10 protein-coding genes are annotated in these 13,346 nt (G+C 65.2%); 1 reads left to right on the top strand and 9 read right to left on the bottom strand.

Annotated elements, in window-relative coordinates; translation table 11 throughout:
- Positions 1-35 precede the first annotated feature (35 nt).
- The 9 genes from ACODSU_RS20500 to ACODSU_RS20460 all read right to left on the bottom strand — a co-directional run bounded on the left by ACODSU_RS20500 (position 36) and on the right by ACODSU_RS20460 (position 12,173).
- A complete protein-coding gene (locus ACODSU_RS20500; RefSeq protein WP_488844356.1) occupies positions 36-1,769 on the bottom strand; it encodes an IlvD/Edd family dehydratase in 1,734 nt (577 codons plus the stop codon).
- Positions 1,770-1,803: 34 nt separating this feature from the next.
- Complete coding sequence (gene yjfF, locus ACODSU_RS20495) at positions 1,804-2,841, bottom strand: galactofuranose ABC transporter, permease protein YjfF (protein ID WP_488844354.1); 1,038 nt, start codon at positions 2,839-2,841, stop codon at positions 1,804-1,806.
- Complete coding sequence (locus tag ACODSU_RS20490) at positions 2,838-3,884, bottom strand: ABC transporter permease (RefSeq protein ID WP_488844352.1); 1,047 nt, start codon at positions 3,882-3,884, stop codon at positions 2,838-2,840. Before ACODSU_RS20490 ends, yjfF begins: the two co-directional genes overlap by 4 nt.
- Complete coding sequence (locus ACODSU_RS20485) at positions 3,877-5,430, bottom strand: sugar ABC transporter ATP-binding protein (RefSeq protein WP_488844350.1); 1,554 nt, start codon at positions 5,428-5,430, stop codon at positions 3,877-3,879. The genes ACODSU_RS20490 and ACODSU_RS20485 overlap by 8 nt, the downstream gene beginning before the upstream one ends.
- A complete protein-coding gene (gene mmsB / locus ACODSU_RS20480) occupies positions 5,427-6,656 on the bottom strand; it encodes a multiple monosaccharide ABC transporter permease (protein WP_488844349.1) in 1,230 nt (409 codons plus the stop codon). Before mmsB ends, ACODSU_RS20485 begins: the two co-directional genes overlap by 4 nt.
- A 59-nt stretch (positions 6,657-6,715) precedes the next feature.
- Positions 6,716-8,311 carry a multiple monosaccharide ABC transporter ATP-binding protein gene (mmsA, locus tag ACODSU_RS20475; RefSeq protein WP_488844347.1) on the bottom strand — a complete coding sequence of 532 codons (1,596 nt, stop codon included), beginning with the start codon at positions 8,309-8,311 and terminating at the stop codon, positions 6,716-6,718.
- 110 nt (positions 8,312-8,421) lie between these two features.
- Positions 8,422-9,492 carry a multiple monosaccharide ABC transporter substrate-binding protein gene (chvE, locus tag ACODSU_RS20470; protein WP_015013817.1) on the bottom strand — a complete coding sequence of 357 codons (1,071 nt, stop codon included), beginning with the start codon at positions 9,490-9,492 and terminating at the stop codon, positions 8,422-8,424.
- Between the two features lie 190 nt (positions 9,493-9,682).
- Positions 9,683-10,648 (bottom strand): ABC transporter substrate-binding protein, encoded by a 966-nt coding sequence (locus ACODSU_RS20465; protein WP_488844345.1) that lies wholly within the window; start codon positions 10,646-10,648, stop codon positions 9,683-9,685.
- A gap of 73 nt (positions 10,649-10,721) precedes the next feature.
- A complete protein-coding gene (locus tag ACODSU_RS20460) occupies positions 10,722-12,173 on the bottom strand; it encodes an aldehyde dehydrogenase family protein (protein WP_488844344.1) in 1,452 nt (483 codons plus the stop codon).
- A gap of 144 nt (positions 12,174-12,317) precedes the next feature.
- Here ACODSU_RS20460 and ACODSU_RS20455 point away from each other — a divergent pair, with 144 nt between their 5' ends.
- Positions 12,318-13,280, top strand: coding sequence for a LysR substrate-binding domain-containing protein (locus ACODSU_RS20455; protein ID WP_063462989.1), 963 nt, complete (start codon positions 12,318-12,320; stop codon positions 13,278-13,280).
- The last annotated feature ends 66 nt before the right edge of the window (positions 13,281-13,346 follow it).

The raw sequence follows: 13,346 nt of genomic DNA, 5'->3' as shown, positions 1-13,346 counted from the left end.
AGCGATTGACTGCGACGAGCGTCTCAAAGGGTGCATCAATGCGAGTGGCGGGGCACAGCGGCCCCCCGGCAGCCGACCAAGAAGTCAAAGTCGCAACCATCGTCCGCCTGCAGTACGTGGTCCACATACAGCCGCTGGTAGCCGCCGCGTCCGCCGTTGTCCGCGCCCGCCAACGCGGCCAGGCGTGCTGCCAGCTCCTCGTCGCTGATGTCCAGGTGCAATCGGCCGTTCTCGCAGTCCAGCTCAATGAAGTCGCCATCGCGCACAGCAGCCAGCGGGCCACCGGCTGCCGCCTCGGGCGCCACGTGCAGCACCACGGTGCCGTAGGCGGTGCCGCTCATGCGGGCGTCGGAGATGCGCACCATGTCCTTCACGCCCTGGCGCAGCAGCTTCGGGGGCAGGCCCATGTTGCCCACCTCGGCCATGCCGGGGTAGCCCTTGGGGCCACAGTTCTTGAGCACCATCACGCAGCTCGCGTCGATGTCCAGGTTTTCATCGACGATGCGTTCCTTGTAGTGCTCCAGGTTCTCGAACACCACGGCCCGGCCCCGGTGCTTGAGCAGCTCGGGCGATGCTGCCGAGGGCTTGAGGACCGCGCCACGCGGCGCCAGGTTGCCGCGCAGGATGCAGATGCCGCCATCAGCAATCAGCGGGTTGCTGATCGGGCGGATCACCTCGTCGTTGTATTGCGGGGCCTCGCGCACGTTGTCCCACAGGCTCTTGCCGTTGACGGTGAGTGCGTTGGGGTGGGGCAGCAGGCCGTTCTCGCCCAGGCGGCGCAGCACGGCGGGCAAGCCGCCCGCGTAGTAGAACTCTTCCATCAGGAAGCGGCCCGAGGGCTGCAGGTCCACCAGCGTGGGCGTGCCACGGCCAATGCGCGTCCAGTCCTCCAGGTCCAGCTGCACGCCGATGCGGCCCGCGATGGCCTTGAGGTGGATGACCGCGTTGGTGGAGCCACCGATGGCTGCATTGGTGCGGATAGCGTTCTCGAAGGCTTCGCGCGTGAGAATTTTGGAGAGCGTGAGCCCTTCGTGCGCCATCTCCACAATGCGCTTGCCCGACATGTGAGCCAGTACATACCGGCGCGAGTCCACCGCCGGGATGGCTGCGTTGTGCGGCAGCGATGTGCCCAGCGACTCGGCCATGCAGGCCATGGTGCTGGCCGTGCCCATGGTGTTGCAGGTGCCCGCCGAGCGTGACATGCCTGCCTCGGCCGCGAAGAACTGGTGTTCGTTGATCTCGCCCGCCTTCAGCGACTCGTGCAGGCGCCACACGGCGGTGCCCGAGCCGATGTCCTTGCCGTCGAGCTTGCCGTTGAGCATGGGCCCGCCCGTGACCACGATGGCGGGCACATCGCAGCTGGCTGCGCCCATCAGCAGCGCGGGCGTGGTCTTGTCGCAGCCCACCAGCAGCACCACCGCGTCGATGGGGTTGCCGCGAATGGCTTCTTCCACATCCATGCTGGCCAGGTTGCGCGTGAGCATGGCCGTGGGCCGCAGGTTGGATTCGCCGTTGGAGAACACCGGGAACTCCACCGGAAAGCCACCCGCCTCGTAGATGCCGCGCTTCACATGCTCGGCGATCTTGCGAAAGTGGGCGTTGCACGGGGTCAGCTCGGACCAGGTGTTGCAGATGCCGATCACGGGGCGGCCGTCAAAAGCATGGTCGGGGATGCCCTGGTTCTTCATCCAGCTGCGGTACATGAAGCCGTTCTTGTCGGCCGTGCCGAACCATTCGGCGGAGCGGAGTTTGCGCTTGGGGGGGGTCATGGTGGGGTGCGAGAGAAAGAGGAGAAATGAAGGGTCAACGGGCCTTGCCCGAGCGGCGCGAAAGCAGCCGCTGCAGCAGACAGAAAGCGAACAGCAGCACACCGACGACGATGCGCGTCCACCAGGAGCTGAGCGTGCCGTCGAAGGAAATCAGGGTCTGGATGATTCCGAGCATGAGCACGCCAAACAGCGTGCCCGCCACATAGCCCACGCCACCCGTGAGCAGCGTTCCGCCAATCACCACGGCGGCAATCGCGTCCAGCTCCATGCCCACGGCATGCAGGCCGTAGCCCGACAGCATGTAGAACGTGAACACCACGCCCGCCAGCGCCGAGCAAAAACCCGAGAGCGTGTAGACGCCAATGAGCGTGCGGCGCACCGGCAGGCCCATGAGCACGGCTGAGTGCTCGCTGCCGCCCACCGCATACACGCTGCGGCCAAACGGCGTGCAATGCGCCACAAACAGGGCCACCAGCAGCACGGCGATGGCGATGAGCGCGCCCAGCGAGAGCGATGCGCCTTCCCACAGCGGAAGTCGCCACTGGGCCAGCTCCGAATAGCCCTCGTGCGTGATGCTGATCGAGTCGATGCTGATCAGGTAGCACAGCCCCCGCGCCAGGAACATGCCTGCCAGCGTGACGATGAAGGGCTGCAGCCGAAAGCGCTCGATGAGGAAACCCATGAACGCGCCAAATGCCGTGCCCATCAGCAGCACCAGCGGGATGGCGACTATGGGATTCCAGCCCCGGTGCTCGACCAGCGCGGCCAGCACCATGGTGGTCAGTGCCACCACCGAGCCCACCGAAAGGTCGATGCCGCCCGACAGGATCACGAACGTCATGCCCACCGCCACGATGATGAGGAAGGCGTTGTCGATCAGCAGGTTGAGGAAAACCTGGGCCGAGAAGAAGCCGGTGTACAGCACCGAACCCAGCGTGGCCATGGCCACGAACAGCGAGATGGTGGCTGCCAGCGGCAGGTACTTGGGGTTGAACCGCGCGCGCGCGGCGGCGGCCGGTGGGGCAGGGTGGTTCACGGTGCCGAAGCCTGCGGTCTTGGGTACGGCGCTCATTGGAGAGCTCCCGCGCCGGGGCGGCGTGCCAGGGCGCCCACTTGCGCCCGGAACTCGGGCGACTGCAGCAGCATCACGATGAACACCACCACGGCCTTCACCACCAGGTTGATCTCGGGCGGCACGCCCAGGGAGTAGATGGCGTAGGTCAGCGTCTGGATGATGAGCGCACCGATCACGCTGCCCACCAGGCTGAAGCGCCCGCCGGTGAGAGCCGTGCCACCCAGCGTGACGGCCAGGATGGCGTCCAGCTCCAGCAGCTGCCCGGCATTGTTGCCATCCGCGCTCTTCACGTTGGAGCTGATGAGCAGCCCCGCAATGCCCGCGCACACCCCGCAGAACACATAGGCCGCCACGATCAGCCGCCCTGCCTGCACACCCGCCACGCGCGCTGCCGTAGGGTTGATGCCCACTGCCTGGATGAACAGGCCCAGCGCCGTGCGCGTGATGGCCAGGTACAGCACGGCAAAGACCACAGCCACCACAAACAGTGAGAAAGGCAGCCCCGCCAGGTACCCGCCGCCCATGAAGAAGTAGGGCGTGTAGTAGATGGTGATGATCTGCCCGTCGGTGATGAGCTGGGCAATGCCCCGGCCCGCCACCATGAGGATCAGCGTGGCAATGATGGGCTGCATGCCTACCTTGGCGACCAGCACGCCATTCCATAGCCCGCACAGCAGCGCCGCGCCGATGGCGCCCAGGATGGCGACCGGGAGTGGGAACCGGCTTTCGGTGCCCGACACCGAGCCGCCGATGAGCCACGCGGCCACAGCAGCAGCTATGGCGACCACGGCGCCCACCGAGATGTCGATGCCGCGCGTGGCAATCACCAGCGTCATGCCCAGCGATACCAGCACCAGCGGTGCAGCGCGGTTCAGGATATCGATGAGGCTGCCGTACAGGTGGCCGTCGCGCCATTCAATGTGCAGAAAGCTGCTGTTGAAAACGGTGTTCACGATCAGCAGCAGCGCCAGCGTGATCAGCGGCCAGGCCAGGCGGTGGCGCAGCAGCGCCACCAAAAGGGAAGGGGAGCGTTCAGACATGTTCGGCAGCAATCAGGTCGTAGACGGCGTCTTCGCTGCTGCCAGCGGGCAGCTCGCCCACCTTGTGGCGGTCGCGGAGCACCACGATGCGGTGCGCCACGCGCACCACCTCGCTCATTTCGGAAGAGATGAACAGCACGGCCATGCCCGCCTGGGCCAGGCGCAGGATCTGGTCCATGATTTCCTGCTTGGCGGCCACGTCGATGCCGCGCGTGGGTTCGTCCAGGATGAGCAGGCGCGGCTCGATGGCCATCCAGCGCGCGAGGATCGCCTTTTGCTGGTTGCCGCCCGACAGCAGGCCGATGGGCTTGTCCACCGTCTCGGTCTTGATGCCCAGCAACTGCACATAGCGCTCGGCCAGCGCCGTCTGCTCGGCGCGCGAGAGGAACTTGCCCACGCCCATGCGGGCCTGCAGCGCCAGTGCAATGTTCTCGCGCACCGACAGCTCGGCCACGATGCCGTCGGTCTTGCGCTCTTCGGGGCACAGGGCCAGGCCATGGCGGATGGCGTCCATGGGGTTCGCAAACCTCACCACCTGCCCGTCGATGCGCAGTGCGCCCCGGTCGGGCTGCTCCAGGCCAAACAGCAGGCGCGCCAGCTCGGTGCGGCCTGAGCCCAGCAGCCCGGCCAGGCCCACCACCTCGCCTGCACGGATCTGCAGGTCCAGCGGCTGCAGTTGCGTGTCCTGCCCCAGGCCCTCGGTTTGCAGCAGCGTGGCTTGACGGCTGTCCACGGCGGGCGCTGGTGCGGGTTGTTCCGACGCAGCGGCCAGGTCGCGGCCCAGCATGGCAGCGATCAGTGCCTGCGGACCCAGGTCTTTGGCCAGCCACTCGCCCATCCAGCTGCCGTTGCGCAGCACGGTGATGCGGTCGGACACGGCATACACCTGGTTCAGGAAATGCGTCACAAAGACGATGGACAGCCCCTCGCTGCGCAGGCGCCGCAGCACCTCGAAGAGCTTTTGCACTTCGTCGTCGTCCAGGCTGGAGGTGGGCTCATCCAGGATCAGCACACGCGACTCGATGCTGAGTGCGCGCGCAATCGCCACCAGCTGCTGCACGGCCACGGGGTAGTCCGACAGCAGGCGCGTCACGTCGATCTGCAGGCCGATGCGCGCCACCAGATCGCGGGCGCGCTGGTGCATCAGTGCCCAGTCGATGCGAAAGCCTTGTGCAATACCGCACCGGGGGTAGCGCCCGGCAAAGATGTTCTCCGCCACTGAAAGATTGGGGCAGAGGTTGACCTCCTGGTATACGGTGCTGATGCCCAGGCGCTGCGCCGCCAGCGGCGAGTCCGGCCACACCGCTTCTCCGCCCAGCCGCATCTGCCCGCCGCTGGCCTCCAGCACGCCCGTCAGCACCTTGATCAGCGTGGACTTGCCCGCACCGTTTTGCCCCATCAGCGCATGGATCTCGCCGGGGTAGAGGTTGAGTTGGACATCGCGCAGCACGGGGATGCCCGCAAACTGCTTGTGGATGCCCGAGAGCTGCAGCACAGGCGCGGCAGCGGGGGCGTGAACGGTGGATGCGTCCATGGAAACTGTCATGCCTTGTTCTTGTTGTAGACATCCACGAGCACGGCGGCCAGCAGAACGACGCCCTTGATGACCTGCTGGTAGTCGATGCCGATGCCCAGGATGGACATGCCGTTGTTCATTACGCCCATCACGAAGGCGCCGATGACCGCGCCCATCACCTTGCCCACGCCGCCCGATGCCGATGCGCCGCCGATGAAGCAGGCAGCAATCACGTCCAGCTCAAAACCCAGGCCCGCCTTGGGCGTGGCGGTGTTGAGGCGCGCCGCAAACACCAGCCCGGCCAGGGCCGCCAGCACGCCCATGTTGATGAAGGCATACAGCGTGAGCCGCTCGGTCTTGATGCCCGAGAGCTTGGCCGCCTTCTCGTTGCCGCCCATGGCATAGATGCGGCGGCCGATGGTGGTGCGGCTGGTGACAAAGTCGAACAGCACGATCAGCAGCGCCATCACGATGAGCACATTGGGCAGGCCCTTGTACGAAGCGAGCAGGTAGCTGAAGTACACCAGCAGCCCACCAAACACTACGGTGCGGGCGATAAACAAACCTGCGGGCTCCGTCTGCACGCCATGGCGCAGGCGGTTGGCGCGCTGGCGCAGTCCGCCCACGGCCAGGGCCGCAGCCACGGCAGCGCCCAGCAGCAGCGAGGTCATGCGCAGCCCTTCCACGCTGAACAGGTCGGGAATAAAGCCCGAGCTGAGCATCTGGAATGCCGAGGGGAACGGCCCCACCGACTGACCCGCCAGCAGCGCCAGCGCCAGGCCCTTGAAGACCAGCATGCCCGCCAGCGTGACGATGAACGACGGAATGCGCGAGAACGCCACAAAGCTGCCTTGAATGGCGCCAATGAGTCCGCCGCACAGCAGGCACACCAGCGTGGCGGGCACAAAGTGCCAGTTGTATTCGACCATCAGCACCGCAGCCAGTGCGCCGATGAAGCCACACACCGAGCCCACCGACAGGTCGATGTGCCCGGCCACGATGACCAGCAGCATGCCCAGCGCCATGATGACGATGTAGCTGTTCTGCAGCACCAGATTGGTCAGGTTCAAGGGCTGCATCAGCGTGCCCTCGGTCATGTACTGGAAGAAGCCCATGATGGCCACCAGCGTGATCAACATGCCGTATTCGCGCAGGTTGTGCTGCAGGTGCTGCAACAGCGATTTGTCGTGCCGCGCCGCTGCTGTCGTGCTGCCGTCGCCCAGCGTGCTGGCGGGGGGATGGGTGGTCTGGCTCATTTCGGTCATCAGTTCAATGCGTTGTGCGGTTCATCAGGCGCTGAAGAGGGGCGCTGCAGCTACGCGCGGCCGCCGTGCAAGGGCCGCCCCGCCGCACGGGCGGCGTCCCCCTTGGGGGGGATGGCGCGAAGCGCCTCAGGGGGGGCACTCACGATGGCTCGCATGATCTTTTCTTGCGAGGCATCTGAAGTTGGCATCTCGGCCACAAAGCGGCCTTCGTTCATCACATAGATGCGGTCCGTGATGCCCAGCAGCTCGGGCATTTCGGAGGAGATCACGATCACGCATTTGCCCTCGGCCGCCAGCTGGGCGATGAGGGTGTAGATCTCGTACTTGGCGCCCACGTCGATGCCGCGCGTGGGCTCGTCGAGGATGAGCACTTCGGGGCTGGTGAACAGCCATTTGCTCAGCACCACTTTTTGCTGGTTGCCGCCCGAGAGGTTCAGCGTCTTCTGGTCCACGCCCGAGCAGCGGATGCGCAGCTTCTCGCGGTAGTCCTGTGCCACGCGGTGTTCCTGACCGCTGTCGATCACGCTGACGAACGACACGCCCGGCAGGTTGGCCAGCGAGGTGTTGAACTGGATGTCTTCGTTCAGCACCAGGCCATTGCCCTTGCGGTCTTCGGTCACATAGGCCAGTCCGTGGCGCACGGCCTTTTCCACCGTGCTCACATCGATGGGCTCGCCGTGCAGCCGCACCTCGCCGCTGATGCGCTGGCCCCATGAGCGGCCGAAGATGCTCATGGCCAGCTCGGTGCGGCCTGCGCCCATCAGGCCCGCAATGCCCACAATCTCGCCGCGCCGCACATTCAGGTCGATCCCCTTGAGGTGCTCGCGGTCGCTGCGCTGCGGGTGGTGAGCGCGCCAGTTGCGCACCTCAAAAACAATGTCACCCACTTGCGGCTGGCGCTGGGGATAGCGGTCGCTCATCTCGCGGCCCACCATGGCCTGGATCACGCGGTCTTCGCTCACCGCGCCTTCGCGGCAGTCCAGCATCTGCACGGTGCTGCCGTCGCGCAGCACGGTGATGGCATCCGCCACGCGCGAAATTTCGTTGAGCTTGTGCGAGATCAGGATGCAGGTGATGCCCTGGGCTTTCAGCTCCAGGAGCAGGTCCAGCAGGGCCTGGCTGTCGTTCTCGTTGAGGCTGGCGGTGGGCTCGTCCAGGATCAGCAGGCGCACCTTGCGCGACAACGCCTTGGCAATTTCCACCAGCTGCTGCTTGCCCACACCCAGCTGGCCCACCGGCGTGTCGGGCGACTCGCGCAGGCCCACCTTGTGCAGCAGCGCCTGGGCGCGGCTGTGTGCGGCCATCCAGTCGATGACGCCGTGCCGCGCGGTTTCGTTGCCAAGAAAGATGTTCTCGGCAATCGACAGCAGTGGCACCAGCGCCAGCTCCTGGTGAATGATGATGATGCCCAGGTGCTCGCTGTCGCGGATGCCCGCAAACTCGCGCTCCTGCCCGTCGAACAGGATCTGGCCGCTGTAGCTGCCGTGTGGGTACACACCCGACAGCACCTTCATCAGCGTGGATTTGCCCGCCCCGTTTTCGCCGACGATGGCATGGATCTCCCCGGCCTGCACCTGCAGGTTGACCTGGTTCAGCGCCACCACGCCGGGGAAGGTTTTGCGGATGTTCCGCATTTCAAGAAGCATGGTCTCTCAGTCTGTTGGCGGGGCCTCTTGCCCCGTCCTGGTTGCAGGCCGCCTGCGCTGCCCCAGCAGCATTCGCAGGCGGCGGCTTTAGATGCAGAAGCCGCTCGTGCTCACTTGATTTGCGATTCCTTGTAGTACCCGCTGCCCACCAGCACTGCATTCCAGTTGGAGGAATCCACTGCCACCGGCTTGAGCAGGTAAGACGGCACCACCTTCACGCCGTTGTTGTAGGTCTTTGTGTCGTTGATCTCGGGCTGCTTGCCTGTCAGTACGGCGTCCACCATGTTGGCGGCTACCTTGGCCAGCTCGCGGGTGTCCTTGAACACGGTGGAGGACTGCTCGCCCTTGAGGATGGACTTGATGGAGGGCACCTCGGCGTCCTGGCCGCTGACCACGGGGCAGGGCTGCTGCGCAGTGCAGTAGCCCACACCCTTCAGGGACGACAGGATGCCGATGGAGATGCCGTCATAGGGCGACAGCACCGCATGTACCTTGTCCTTGCCGTAGTAGGCCGACAGCAGGTTGTCCATGCGCGCCTGGGCCACCGAGCCGTCCCAGCGCAGCGTGCCCACCTTGTTCATGCCGGTCTGCTTGCTGCGCACCACCAGCTTGCCGCTGTCGATGTAGGGCTGCAGCACGCTCATGGCGCCGTCGTAGAAGAAGAAGGCGTTGTTGTCGTCGGGCGAACCGCCGAACAGTTCGATGTTGAAGGGGCCCTTGCCTTGCTTGAGGCCCAGCTTGTCCACGATGGAGGTGGCCTGCAGCACGCCCACCTGGAAGTTGTCGAACGTGGCGTAGTAGTCCACGTTCTTCGATCCCTTGATGAGGCGGTCGTACGCAATGACCTTCACGCCCTTGTCGGCCGCATTCTGCAGCGCCTTGGACAGCGTGGTGCCGTCAATCGACGCAATCACCAGCACCTTGGCGCCCTTGGTGATCATGTTCTCGATCTGCGCGAGCTGGTTGGGGATGTCGTCTTCGGCGTACTGCAGATCGGTCTTGTATCCCCGGTCCTTGAGCACCTTGACCATGTTGTCGCCATCGGCAATCCAGCGCGCCGAGGACTTGGTGGGCATCGAGATGCCGATGGTGCCCTTGTCCTGGGCCGATGCTACGGACGTGGCTCCGATGGCCGCCAGTGCCACGGTGGCCAGCACGGCCTTGAAAATTGCACGCTTCATTTGAGTCTGTCTCCTGGTGTGAATTTGTTTTTTTGATAGACGCTTGGTTTCGCCAACGCTCTACGAAACTGTCGCTGGCCAATACGAGTGCCACCGCGCAAGGGCCGCCCCGCCGCGCCGGTGGCGTCCCCCTTCCCGCATCGCGCAGCGATGCGAGAGAAAGGGGGAAGGCGCGCAGCACCTCAGGGGGTTAATACTTCCGGTTCGGCATTTCCTTGGCCGCCACTTCCATTGGGAAGATGCCTTCCTCGGTCACGATGCGCTTGGGCACGGCCTTGCCGGCCTTGATGTCTTTCACAGCGCTCATCAGCTGCGGGCCCAGCAGGGGGCTGCATTCCACGCTCACGTTGAGCTTGCCGGCGATCATGGCTTCGAAGGCGCCCTTCACCGCGTCGATGGAGATGATCACGATGTCCTTGGCGGGCTTCATGCCGGCCTCTTCGATGGCCTGGATGGCGCCAATCGCCATGTCATCGTTGTGCGCGTACAGCACGTTGATCTTCTTGCCCTCGGCCTTCAGGAAGGCTTCCATCACTTCCTTGCCCTTGGCGCGGGTGAAGTCGCCGGTCTGGCTGCGGATGATCTTGAACTTGGCGTCGGCCTTGATGATTTCCTCAAAGCCCTTCTTGCGGTCGATGGCGGGGGCGGAGCCCACAGTGCCTTGCAGCTCCACGATGTTGACCTCGCCCTTCTGGTCCTTCATCTTCTCCACGAGCCAGCGGCCGGCCTTGCGGCCTTCTTCCACAAAGTCCGAGCCCATGAAGGTCACGTAGAGCGACGTGTCCTTGGTGTTCACTGCGCGGTCAGTCAGCACCACGGGGATCTTGGCGGCCTTGGCCTCGCGCAGCACGGGCTCCCAGCCGGACTCGACCACGGGCGAGAACGCAATCACGTCCACCTTCTGCGCGATGAACGAGCGGATGGCCTTGATCTGGTTCTCCTGCTTTTGCTGCGCGTCCGAGAACTTCAGCTCGATGCCCGCCTCTTTGGCAGCGGACTTGATGGACTCGGTGTTGGCGGTGCGCCATTCGCTCTCGGCACCCACCTGGCTGAAGCCCAGCACGAGGGGCTTTTGCGCCCAGGCGGCGCCGGGCAGCAGGGCAGCCACGGGCACGCTGGCCAAGGCGGCAGCAACGTTGCGGCGGTTCATTTTCATCATCTTGTCTCCTGTCTGTAATGGTTGGTTGACGACGGTTGCGGGATGGAAAGAAAGAACAAAAGAAGGAGGCTCAGGCGAGCATGTAGCCCGTCTTGACGGTGGTATAGAACTCGGCCGCGTAGCGTCCCTGTTCGCGGGCGCCGTAGCTCGACTCCTTGCGGCCGCCAAACGGCACATGAAAGTCCACACCCGCCGTGGGTAGGTTCACCATGGTCATGCCCACGGCAGCGTTGCGCTTGAAGTGCATGGCGCGCTTGAGCGACGTGGTACAGATGCCCGCACACAGGCCAAAGGGCGTGTCGTTGGCCAAGGCCAGTGCGTGCTCGTAGTCGTCAGCCCGCAGCACGCAGGCCACGGGGCCAAAGATTTCCTCGCGCGCCACGCGGTGCTCCGGGCGGGCCAGGAAGAGGGCGGGGCTCATGTAATGGCCTGGGGTGGGGCGCTCTAGGCGCTCGCCACCCCAGACATGCTCCGCTCCCTCATTGCGCGCAATGTCGATGTAGCTCAGGTTCTGCGCCAGCTGGTTGTCGTCCACCACCGGGCCCATCTCGGTGCCGCGCTCCAGCGCGTGGCCCACCTTCAGGCTGGCCAGCCGATTGCGCAGGCGGGCCACAAAGGCGTCGTGCACCTCGGCCTCCACAATGAGGCGGCTCGATGCAGTGCAGCGCTGACCGGTGGAGAAGTACGAGCCCTGCAGCGCGCAGTCCACCGCCTGGTCCAGGTCGGCGTCGGCCAGCACGATGAGCGGGTTCTTGCCGCCCATCTCCAGCTGCACCTTGGCGCGGCGCTGGCTGGCGGCGCGCAGGATGCGGTCGCCCGTTGCGACGGACCCGGTAAAGCTCAGCGCGTTGACCAGGGGGTGGTCCACCAGCGTCTGCCCCACCTCGCGGCCGCTGCCCATGATGAGGTTGAAGGCGCCAGCGGGCAGGCCGCTGCGGCTGATGATTTCGGCCAGCGCCCAGCCACAGGCGGGCACCAGTTCGGCGGGCTTGAACACCACAGTATTGCCGTAGGCCAAGGCCGGGGCGATCTTCCAGGCCGGGATGGCGAACGGGAAGTTCCACGGCGCGATGATGCCCACCACGCCCACGGGCTCGCGGGTCACGTCCACCTGCACGCCCTGGCGCACGGAGGCCAGCAGCTCGCCCTGGATGCGCAGCGCCTCGCCCGCAAAGAACTTGAAGATCTGCCCGCTGCGCGCGACCTCGGCCACGCCTTCGGGCAGGGTCTTGCCTTCTTCACGCGCCAGCAGCACGCCCAGCTCGTCCTTGCGCGCCAGCAGCTCGCTGCCGATCATGTCCAGCACGTCGGCGCGGCGTTGGGGTGTGCTCTGGCTCCAGGTGGGCAGGGCGTCGGCCGCAGCGCGCACGGCCAGCTCGGTCTGGTTGCGGTCGGCGCGTGCGTATTCGGCCACCACCTCGCGGGTGTCCGACGGGTTGGTGCTGATGCCGGTGGTGGTGCCGATTTCCCACCGGCCGTTGATCAGGTGCCGGGGGCTGAGCTGGAGGTCGCCGAGCTTCATGGAGAGAGGCCTTTGTTGCAGTTGCGGCGAAGTCTATGGAAGGTTTAGATATCAATCCAATCGTTTTTTAGACAAAATACATATCGTTCTTTGCATTCTGGAAAACCCCTCCCTTTTCTCGTCCTCCCTTCCTTCCGTCCATCCATGAGCACCTACAACCACTGGTTCATCCGCGCCCGCCTCAAGACGCGCCAACTGCTGCTGCTGGTGGCCCTGGCCGAAGAGGGCAACATCCACCGCGCCGCCCAGGTGCTCAGCATGACCCAGCCGGCCGCCTCCAAGCTGCTCAAGGACCTGGAGGATGTGCTGGAGGTGTCGCTGTTTGACCGCCTGCCGCGTGGCATGCGGCCCACCTGGTATGGCGAAACGATGATTCGCCACGCGCGCATGGCCCTGGCCAACCTGAACCAGGCGCACGATGAGATCGGCGCGCTCAAGCGTGGGCACTACGGCCAGGTAGGCATTGGCGCCATCACCTCACCGGGCCTGAGCCTGTTGCCCGCCGCCGTGGCACAGGTCAAGCAGGAGCACCCCAGCCTGCGCATCTCGCTCGACATCGAAACCAGCCCGGTGCTGCTGGAGCGGCTGGAGCAGGGCAAGCTCGACATCGTGGTGGGCCGCCTGTACGAGGAGCACGACAAGGAGAACCTGCGCTATGAGTCGCTGACGGAGGAGCTGGTCTGCGCCATGACGCGCCCGGGCCACCCGCTGTCGAGCATGAGCGGGCTGACGCTGCGCGACGTGGTCTCGGCCAGCTGGATCGTGCCGCCTGCGGGCAGCGTGCTGCGGCACCGGTTTGACCTGATGTTCCAGCAGGACGGGCTGGCGCCGCCGCTGCACACGGTGGAGACATCGGCCTTGTTGTTCATCACGCGCATGCTGCAGCAGAGCGACATGATTGCGGTGGTGGCGGAGGATGTGGCGCGCTATTACGCAGCGCATGGGATCGTGACGGTGTTGCCGCTGGCGATGCCGTGCCATATGGATGCGTTCGGGATCATCACGCGGTCGGACCGGCTGTTGTCGCCGGCGGCGAAGGTGATGATGAAGGCGTTGAAGCAGACGAGTCTGGTGCAGTATGGGCGGCGGTTGGAGGTGGGGGATTGATGGTTTTGGGTGGGCGGTTTCAACAACGAAGTGCGCCAGTCCCCAGTGTAAGTGGGGTCACTTTGT

The sequence above is a fragment of the Acidovorax sp. FG48 genome, assembly GCF_057809085.1.
Note: the sequence above shows the minus strand (reverse complement) of the source record. Positions and strands in the feature narration are given on the sequence as shown.

Bases quoted from the DNA above. Each gene is read 5' to 3' on its own strand.
- ACODSU_RS20500 (WP_488844356.1), bottom strand. From the start codon at position 1,769: ATGACCCCCCCCAAGCGCAAACTCCGCTCCGCCGAATGGTTCGGCACG.
- yjfF (WP_488844354.1), bottom strand. From the start codon at position 2,841: ATGAGCGCCGTACCCAAGACCGCAGGCTTCGGCACCGTGAACCACCCT.
- ACODSU_RS20490 (WP_488844352.1), bottom strand. From the start codon at position 3,884: ATGTCTGAACGCTCCCCTTCCCTTTTGGTGGCGCTGCTGCGCCACCGC.
- ACODSU_RS20485 (WP_488844350.1), bottom strand. From the start codon at position 5,430: ATGACAGTTTCCATGGACGCATCCACCGTTCACGCCCCCGCTGCCGCG.
- mmsB (WP_488844349.1), bottom strand. From the start codon at position 6,656: ATGAGCCAGACCACCCATCCCCCCGCCAGCACGCTGGGCGACGGCAGC.
- mmsA (WP_488844347.1), bottom strand. From the start codon at position 8,311: ATGCTTCTTGAAATGCGGAACATCCGCAAAACCTTCCCCGGCGTGGTG.
- chvE (WP_015013817.1), bottom strand. From the start codon at position 9,492: ATGAAGCGTGCAATTTTCAAGGCCGTGCTGGCCACCGTGGCACTGGCG.
- ACODSU_RS20465 (WP_488844345.1), bottom strand. From the start codon at position 10,648: ATGAAAATGAACCGCCGCAACGTTGCTGCCGCCTTGGCCAGCGTGCCC.
- ACODSU_RS20460 (WP_488844344.1), bottom strand. From the start codon at position 12,173: ATGAAGCTCGGCGACCTCCAGCTCAGCCCCCGGCACCTGATCAACGGC.
- ACODSU_RS20455 (WP_063462989.1), top strand. From the start codon at position 12,318: ATGAGCACCTACAACCACTGGTTCATCCGCGCCCGCCTCAAGACGCGC.